The sequence below is a fragment of the Bordetella tumbae genome (assembly GCF_965139195.1).
GTDB classification, from domain to species: domain Bacteria; phylum Pseudomonadota; class Gammaproteobacteria; order Burkholderiales; family Burkholderiaceae_B; genus Bordetella_A; species Bordetella_A tumbae.
This window is the reverse complement of the sequence record NZ_CBCSJH010000049.1, coordinates 24,540-32,502: the sequence shown is the minus strand read 5'-3', so window position 1 is coordinate 32,502 and position 7,963 is coordinate 24,540. Positions and strand designations below refer to the sequence as shown.

The window sequence follows — 7,963 nt, the reverse complement described above, 5'->3', positions numbered from 1 at the left end:
AGGCCCCTGCTCATGGGCCGAGTCGCGGCGATAGGCCCGGCGGGGCTTTTACACGCCGACCTCCTGCGCCAAAAGAACTCCGCACTACGCATGCCACAGCCAACAACCACGGCAAAAAAAGCCCCCACGCCTCGACCGCAATGAACAACTCCACGCAAAAGAAATTCAAGCAATAATGAGGCCATGAGTATTCAATTTGAACGTGCCGAAGTCTCGCTGAAGAAACAGGTCATCGATAGCATGCGTAACGCTATTATCGATGGCACGTTTCTGCCAGGCCAGAAACTGGTTGAACGCGAGTTGTGCGAGCTATTCGATGTCAGCCGTTCTCTGATGCGCGAGGCCTTGCAGAAGCTGGAAGCCGAAGCGCTGATCACCATCGTGCCGCATCGCGGGCCTGCCGTGGCAGAGATCACGCTGGCAGAGGCCAAGTCCATTTATGCGGTGCGCCAGGCGCTGGAGGCATTGGCTGGCGCAGGTTGCGCGCAGCATGCGTCGGAGCAGGACATCGCTGCTCTGGAGGTCAGTTTGCAGCGTGTGGCCGCCTGTCAGGGAAATGTAGATCAGAAAGCCCTGGTTCAGGCCAAAAATGAGTTTTATCGTGTGTTGCTCAAGGCTTGTGGCAATCCGATTGTTCAGGAAATGCTGACAGGATTGAATAACCGCATTAATTCGCTGCGCCGGTTTTCCATGAGCCAGCCTGGGCGGCTGGACCATACCGTCAAAGAGCTGCAGGAAATCATCGCCGCTATTCGCAGCCATGATGCCGACCTGGCATCGAAGCTGTGTGCCGAGCATGTCGGCAAAGCGGCGGTGATTGCGCTGCGCGTGATGGCTGAACAGAAGCAACAGGTTTCGTCGGCACAAACCTAGTGGTATTGAGGTGACGTAGCGAGTGGCATCGCCATTGTCATCGTGCGGGCTGCATTTGTTAATGCAAATAAAAAACATTATCATGTTCGATCTTATCGATCCTCTGTCATGTCAGCCCGCCGATCTCGCCCGCAAGGTTTTCTCGCCTATTACGAAGAGCTGCTCGCGGTCTGGACCCGGAAATTGGGGTGCCGGGAGGCGGCGCGGGATTTGACGCATGACGCTTTGGTAAAGTGCCTGGAGACAGGCTCTGCAGACGTGGCCCAGCCACGGGCGTATTTGCACCAGGCAGCTCGCAACGCCGCCGTCGATGCGTTTCGACGCGATCGCGCCAAGGAATGGGTGCCGCTTGATACCATAGCGACCTATGCCGATCCATTACATGACCCAGTCTCTCAGGCCCGCGCCAGCCAACTCGGCCATGCCCTGGAGGCCGCGCTCCAGGAGTTGCCGCTCAAGTGCCGCCAGGTATTCGTCTGGCAGCGCGTGGAGGGCTTGACGCAGGCCGAGATTGCTCAACGCCTGGGTTTAAGCAAAAACATGATCGAGAAATACATGATTCGTACTGCCTTGCATTTGCGAGAGCGATTGGGGGCCTATGCGCCGGATTGAGTGTCCGCTCGTGATAGAGGTTTTGCTGTGAGCGCTGCCGTCGGGTCTGATCCCATTCGTGCCCAGGCGGCCCAATGGTTTGCGCGCGCCCATTCCGGCGAGTGGGACGATACGGCGCGGGCCGAGCGGGATGCGTGGCTGGCGGCCGATCCGCGTCATGCTTATGAGTATCGCGTCTTGGAATCCATTTGGCAGGTGGCGGCTGACATACCTGAGGAGCGCCTGCAAGCGTTGGCCACGGCGCGGCCACGCCGTTCGGGCGTGAATCGGCGTCAGGCTGCCGCGGCGTTCTGTACGGGCGCACTTGTGCTCGGACTGGCGATCTGGCATTGGCCGAGCCGTGTGATTGAGATGGAATATCGCACCGCTTTAGGCGAGCGGCAAAACGTGACCTTGTCAGACGGCTCTGTGGTGGAGTTGAACAGCGGCAGCCATATTCAGGTGCGATTTGATGAGACCGCGCGGCGTGTGAAGTTGCTGGCTGGCCAGGCGTTGTTCTCGGTGGAAAAGGACGCCAAGCATCCATTTCTGGTTGATGCAGGCATTGGCACGGCATTGGTTACGGGGACGCGGTTCGATGTGCGCCGCGATACTGATCAGTTGTCAGTGGTGGTCGAGTCCGGTTCGGTCAATGTGGCCGGGCGCGATGATACCGAGCCTGTCGCCGTGGTGGCGGGTAGCGCTGTTCGCATAGGCGCCAATGGCCGTGCCGGGGCCCCGCAGCACGTGGACGTGGCGGCGGAATTGTCGTGGCGCAAAGGGCAGATCGTGTTTCGCGGGACAGACTTGGCCAGTGCGGCGCGCGAGGTATCGCGTTATCGTCAGCAGCCCGTCGTCCTGGCCGCGCAGCCGTCATTGGGAAAACTGCAGGTCAGCGGCGTTTTCCGGACGGATGATACGGACGCGTTCCTCGCTGCCTTGCCGCATTTTCTGCCTGTGCAGGTACGTCAACTGGCCGACGGCCGTCGGGAAATCGTTGCTGCCACCGCTGTTACAAAATAACCGGCCCGGCGATTCAGGTTTTTTTCTGGAATTTCGTCTTCTCCCTGATTGAGCTAGGCGGCGTGGTTGCCGTCGTCAAATAGTATTGGAGTCGACAAGGTGAAGCGAAGGAAATCGGGGAGCAGGGCGCGGGTGAGTCCATACCTGGGGCCTGTGGGGGTGGCATTGATGTTGAGTCTGGGGGCCGTCAATGTCCAGGCACAGCCAGCGCCGGTCGAGATCAATATGCCTGCTCAATCGATGGACCAGGCGTTGCGGGATCTGGCCCAGGCGCATGGCCTGCAGATTTTCTACGCGCCGCAAACGGTGGCTGGTCTGAACGCTCCCGCGGTTTCAGGGCGCATGTCGCCGCAGCAGGCATTAGATGCCTTGCTCAAGGGAACTTCCTTGCATGCCCGGCGGGAGGGAGCGGCGATCATTGTCGAGGCTAATGCGGCTCCCGAGTCTGCAACGGCAGCGGATGCGGCGGTCATGGCGCCCATTGAAGTGTCCGCCTCGCGTACGTCGAGCAATCTGGTGAGTCCCGTGCAGCAGACGATTGTGCTGGAGCACGATGCTCTGCAAGAGCTGCGTACGGGATCGGGCAACTTGGCAACGGTGCTGGCAAAGGCAGTGCCGGGTATGGCGGATTCGAGCCGTACGATCACCGATTACGGGCAGACGTTGCGCGGCCGTGGCATCCTGGTGTTGGTAGATGGAATCCCGCTCAATACAAATCGGGATTCCTCCCGGAATCTGGCCAATATCGACCCCGCTACGATCGAGAGTGTCGAGGTATTAAGGGGCAGCAGTTCCATCTACGGTGCTGGTGCGACGGGCGGGATTGTGTCGATTACGACTCGTCCGGCAGGCGGGGAGTTTGTCTCGGAGACGACCCTGACCGGCGTGAGTCCGTTGACGCGTCTGCATGCCGATGGACTGGGCGGGCAGCTGCAGCAGCATTTCGCGGGCAGTGAGGGGATGCTGGATTATTCCTTTGACTTGGGCGCGCGTCACAATGGGGCCTCGTACGACGCTCACGGCCGACGCATTGCACCCGAGCCCAGCCAAGGTGATCTGTTTGATTCGAATATCTATAGCGTCGGCGGCAAGCTGGGGCTGCGCATCGACGAGAACCAGCGTGTGCAGCTTTCCGCCAGCTATTACAACGCAGACCAGGACTCTGACTACACCTCTGATCCATCGGTAGCGCGGCTCCCGCCGGGGACTGCGCGGGCATTACCCATGAGCGGTCTGGAGCTCGCCGATCAGAATCAGATCCGCAATACGTTGGTGAACCTGGAATACCAGCATTTGAATCTGCTGGGCAGCAAAATCACCGGGCAAATGTATTACCGCGACTACTTTACGCGTTTCACGCCGTTTGATGCTCGTGCAGTGGTCACCCGGGGAAATCAGGTCGATCAGGTGACGCAAAATTCCAAGGTGCTAGGCGGACGTTTGACGGTCGATACGCCTTTGGGGGATCAATCCAAAGTTCTCTGGGGCGCTGATTTCAATCAGGAACGCAGCGATATGCCGCTCGATATTTTCGATGCGTCGGCGTATGACGCCAGCGGTGGCCGGGTCTTTCGCAAGACGGGCCAGTTGACCTATATGCCCGAGTTGACCACGCGCAGCACGGGCGTGTTCGCCCAGTTGGAGCACCGTTTCAATGAGCAATGGTCGGCTCAAGGCGGCATACGTTATGAATATGCCACCGCAAAGTTCGACGATTTTGTGCCGCTGTCTCAATTGCGCGTGCCGTCGCCTGCAACCGTGGATGGTGGCTCGGTCAGCTACGACGCGTTTCTATTTAACGCGGGCTTGGCCTATGCACCTGTAAAGGGGCAGGAGTTCTATGCCAATTTCAGCCAGGGATTCCAACTGCCCGATATCGGCGTGCAGATGCGCAATGCGCGGCCGGGATTCGATATCGAATCGTCGGACCTGCAGCCAGTCAAGACCAATAACTACGAGTTAGGATGGCGCGGCGGCATAGGTAGCAACACCTCGGCCTCGTTGGCGGTGTTTTACACGACGTCAAAACTGGGGGATGTGCAGAGTTTCAACAATGGTCTGATCCTCACGCGTACGAAAGAGCGCATCTACGGTATCGAGGGGACTGTCGATTACCTCACGGACGACGAGAAATGGGGCGCAGGCGGTACCTTTACCTGGATGAAAGGCCGCGAACAGCCCGAGAATGGCGATTGGCAGGATATGACGGGTTTTCGTATTCCGCCGATCAAGCTCACCGCGTATTTACAGTACCGCCCCACTGAACGGTGGAGCACCCGGGTACAAGCGAACTACTTCGGCGCCGAGGACTATCGTCTGGATGGAAACGAGGGCTTTGGGCGCCGTGACGTGAGCAGCTATTTCACGGTGGATCTGATGAGCCGGTATGAGTTCACGCCCAAGGACACCTTGATCGTCGGCGTGGAAAATCTGTTCAATCGCGATTACTACCCGCTCTATAGCCAACTGATGCGCAGCAGCACGAACACCAGCCGTCTACCGGCATCGGGAGCGTTGTTGACGCTGACGTATCAGCATCGTTGGTGATACGAGTTCAATGCCCGAACCGTTCCGCGTCCAACATGTTCGGATCGGGACGATCCAGCGCGTTCAGTGCAGCGATTTCATCGTCTGATAGCTGAAAATCAAAAATATTCAGGTTCTGCGCCTGCCGAGCCGGGTCGGAGGATTTGGGCGCGGGCACGAAACCGCGCTGGGTATGCCAGCGCAACACGACCTGAGCCGGCGTGCGGCCGTGACGTTTTGCCACGGCGGCAATCGCCGGGTCGGCCAGCATGTCACCCCCGCGGCCGATCGGGCTCCACGTTTCCGTGACAATGCCGTGGGCTTGGTGCAGCGCGACGATGTCACTGCGTAGATGATATGGGTCCAGTTGGATCTGATTCACATGCGGTACCAAACCCTGGCCCAGCAGACGCTGTAAATGCGGCACAGTGAAATTAGACGTCCCGATGGCGCGTACCAGACCGGTTTCCAACAGTCGGGTCAGCCCTTGGAAAGCCTCGACGTAACGGTCTTGTTTGGGATTGGGCCAGTGGATCAACAGCAGATCGATATAGTCCAGGCCCAGACGTTTCAAGCTCGCCTCGCAGGCCTGTCGAGGGCCTTCGACGCTATGCCATTCGCGGTTGAATTTAGTCGTGACGAATAGTTGATCGCGAGCAACGCCAGACGCACGAATGCCTGCGCCTACGCCGGCTTCATTGCGATAGTTCTCTGCCGTGTCGATGAGCCGATAACCCATCTGCAAAGCACCGGAGACCGCACGCGTTGCTTCTGCATCGTCCATGGGCCATGTGCCCAACCCTAATTGCGGCATGGCTACACCATTGCGCAGTGCTATGGTGGGGGCGATGTTGTTGCTCATGGGCGGCTCCTTTGATGAATGCTCGTGCCATGATACGACGAGTGGCCTGAACACGAAATGACACGCGTGTGATCCAGCGTAGGCAAAGGCGCGATAGCGGCGAGCAACGGCGTGACGTGTTCAAAGCCTGATGTCTGGTCTCAACGCCTTTGGGCTGCGAGCCTGACCCGGTTTGCCGCATTCACCTTTTCTCAATCAAACTGACGCCCGCAATCACAGGCGTGCCTGTCTGCGGGTCTTGCATCAAGGTGCAGCGTACGCCATAAAGCGTTTCGACCAGCTCGGGCGTCACGATATGTGCGGGTGGACCTTGGTCCACGATCTTGCCTTGCTTCATCGCCACGATGTGATCGGCGTAACGGCATGCGCTGGACAGGTCGTGGACCACCATGACGACGGTCTTGCCGACGTGCGCCAATTGGCGAATCAGTTCAAAGACCTCGATCTGGTGCCCGAGGTCCAGCGCAGAGGTCGGCTCGTCCAGCAGCAGTAAAGGGGTGTCCTGCGCGATCGCCATCGCGATCCAGGCGCGCTGGCGCTGGCCGCCGGACATCGATTCCAGGGGGCGATCGGCCAAGTTGTTCAGATCGGCTACGTCGAGCGCAGCCTGGACCACGGCCTGATCCTGATCGCTCCATTGACGCAGCAAACCCTGATGGGGTTGGCGGCCAAAGCGAATCAGTTCTGACACGGTCAGTCCATCGGGGGCGCTCGCGTCCTGGGGCAAGAGCGCCAATAGGCGAGCGACTTCGCGGCTGGGCAATGTGTTGATGGCTTTGCCGTTGAGCAATACTGCGCCGCCCAGCGGTTTCTGCAAACGCGATAGCCCGGCCAGCAAGGTCGATTTGCCGCAGCCATTCGGGCCCACGATGGCCGTGACCTGGCCGGTGGGCAGGCTCAGGTCCAGTGAATCAATGATGAGCCGTTGGCCGTACCCCATGCGCAAGGCTTGGGTGGCCAAGGTCGCGCGGGTGTCGGCAGATGCGTAGAGCAGGGGAGAAATCGGGGTGTTCATAGTCGAATCACGGGCGTTTTTGCGCTGATTGGCGCAGGATGATCCACAGCAAGTATGGCCCGCCAATGATGGCCAGGATGATGCCTACGGGCAGTTCAATCGGGGCCAGTATGGTGCGGCCGACCCAGTCGGCAAAGACGGTCAGGATGGCGCCGGCCAGTACCGAGTTCAAGACAGGCACGCCATGTTGTCCGCCGAGGTAGCGCGCGGCCTCGGGCGCGATGAGCGAGACCAGACCGACAGGGCCGCAGACAGCGACGGCCAGGGCGGTCAGGCAGACGGTCACGATGAGGGTGCCGATGCGCATGGCTTGCAAGCGTATGCCCAGGCCGATGGCCACACTGTCTGTGAACCGCATGGCGGCCAGGCCGCGTGTCAACATCAGGCTGAGGAATAACAGGACGGGCAGGCTGTAGCCCAGGAGATGGACGGTGGCAGCCGGGCGCGCGTTCAGGCTGCCTACGGTCCAGGGATAGGCGGCATTGGCGGCGTCAATGGCGGCTCGGGCGAGCATCAGGTTTGTCAGGGCGCCAAAGAGGGCGCCTACTGCGATACCCACCACGATGAAGCGATAGCCGCGTGCGCCTGCGCCCGACGCGAGTATGAACGTCATGGCTGCTGCCGTGGCCGCACCGGACAGCGCTAAAGTAGACGGGGCCAGGCTGCTGGCGACTCCTACGATCGACGCCACGGCAAAGGCCGTCGCGCCGTTGTCGATCCCGACGATGCCCGGGGTTGCCAGTCGGTTGCGGGCCAGTGTCTGCATGAGGCAGCCCGCAGCGCCCAAGGCTGCACCACTGAAGAGGCCCGCCAGAATACGCGGCACGCGCAATTCCATGATCAGCAGGCGCTGCATGGGCGTGCCGCCGCCCAGCAGCGTGGCAAAGGTCTCGCTCAACGCCAGGGGCTTGGGGCCGCCGGCGCTGAGACAGAACACGCATACGAATGCCAACAGCAGCGACAACAGCAGAAAGACCCACGTACTGCGCTGGTGCAACAGCAGTGACACGCCGCCCGCACGCAGCACGATATAGCCATGAGGGCGGTGGAGGGAGGCAGAGTTAGACATCGGG

At 60.0% G+C, this 7,963-nt stretch carries 7 protein-coding genes; 4 read left to right on the top strand and 3 right to left on the bottom strand.

Annotated elements, in window-relative coordinates; genetic code table 11:
• Positions 1-183: 183 nt before the first annotated feature.
• From ACNA0J_RS27295 to ACNA0J_RS27280, 4 genes are all read left to right on the top strand, one after another.
• On the top strand, positions 184-873 hold the full coding sequence (locus ACNA0J_RS27295) for a GntR family transcriptional regulator (RefSeq protein WP_415822056.1): 690 nt from the start codon (positions 184-186) through the stop codon (positions 871-873).
• A gap of 108 nt (positions 874-981) precedes the next feature.
• Positions 982-1,485 carry a sigma-70 family RNA polymerase sigma factor gene (locus ACNA0J_RS27290; RefSeq protein ID WP_415822055.1) on the top strand — a complete coding sequence of 168 codons (504 nt, stop codon included), beginning with the start codon at positions 982-984 and terminating at the stop codon, positions 1,483-1,485.
• Positions 1,486-1,512: 27 nt separating this feature from the next.
• Complete coding sequence (locus ACNA0J_RS27285; RefSeq protein WP_415822054.1) at positions 1,513-2,487, top strand: FecR family protein; 975 nt, start codon at positions 1,513-1,515, stop codon at positions 2,485-2,487.
• A 168-nt stretch (positions 2,488-2,655) separates the two neighbouring features.
• Positions 2,656-5,034: a TonB-dependent receptor gene (locus ACNA0J_RS27280; RefSeq protein ID WP_415822057.1), complete on the top strand. Its 2,379-nt coding sequence runs from the start codon at positions 2,656-2,658 to the stop codon at positions 5,032-5,034.
• Positions 5,035-5,041: 7 nt separating this feature from the next.
• On the opposite strand, the gene ACNA0J_RS27275 is transcribed toward ACNA0J_RS27280, so the two are convergent.
• From ACNA0J_RS27275 to ACNA0J_RS27265, 3 genes are all read right to left on the bottom strand, one after another.
• Complete coding sequence (locus tag ACNA0J_RS27275) at positions 5,042-5,875, bottom strand: aldo/keto reductase (RefSeq protein WP_415822053.1); 834 nt, start codon at positions 5,873-5,875, stop codon at positions 5,042-5,044.
• 181 nt (positions 5,876-6,056) lie between these two features.
• Positions 6,057-6,890, bottom strand: coding sequence for an ABC transporter ATP-binding protein (locus tag ACNA0J_RS27270; RefSeq protein WP_415822051.1), 834 nt, complete (start codon positions 6,888-6,890; stop codon positions 6,057-6,059).
• A 7-nt stretch (positions 6,891-6,897) separates the two neighbouring features.
• Positions 6,898-7,959, bottom strand: coding sequence for a FecCD family ABC transporter permease (locus ACNA0J_RS27265; protein WP_415822050.1), 1,062 nt, complete (start codon positions 7,957-7,959; stop codon positions 6,898-6,900).
• Positions 7,960-7,963 lie beyond the last annotated feature (4 nt).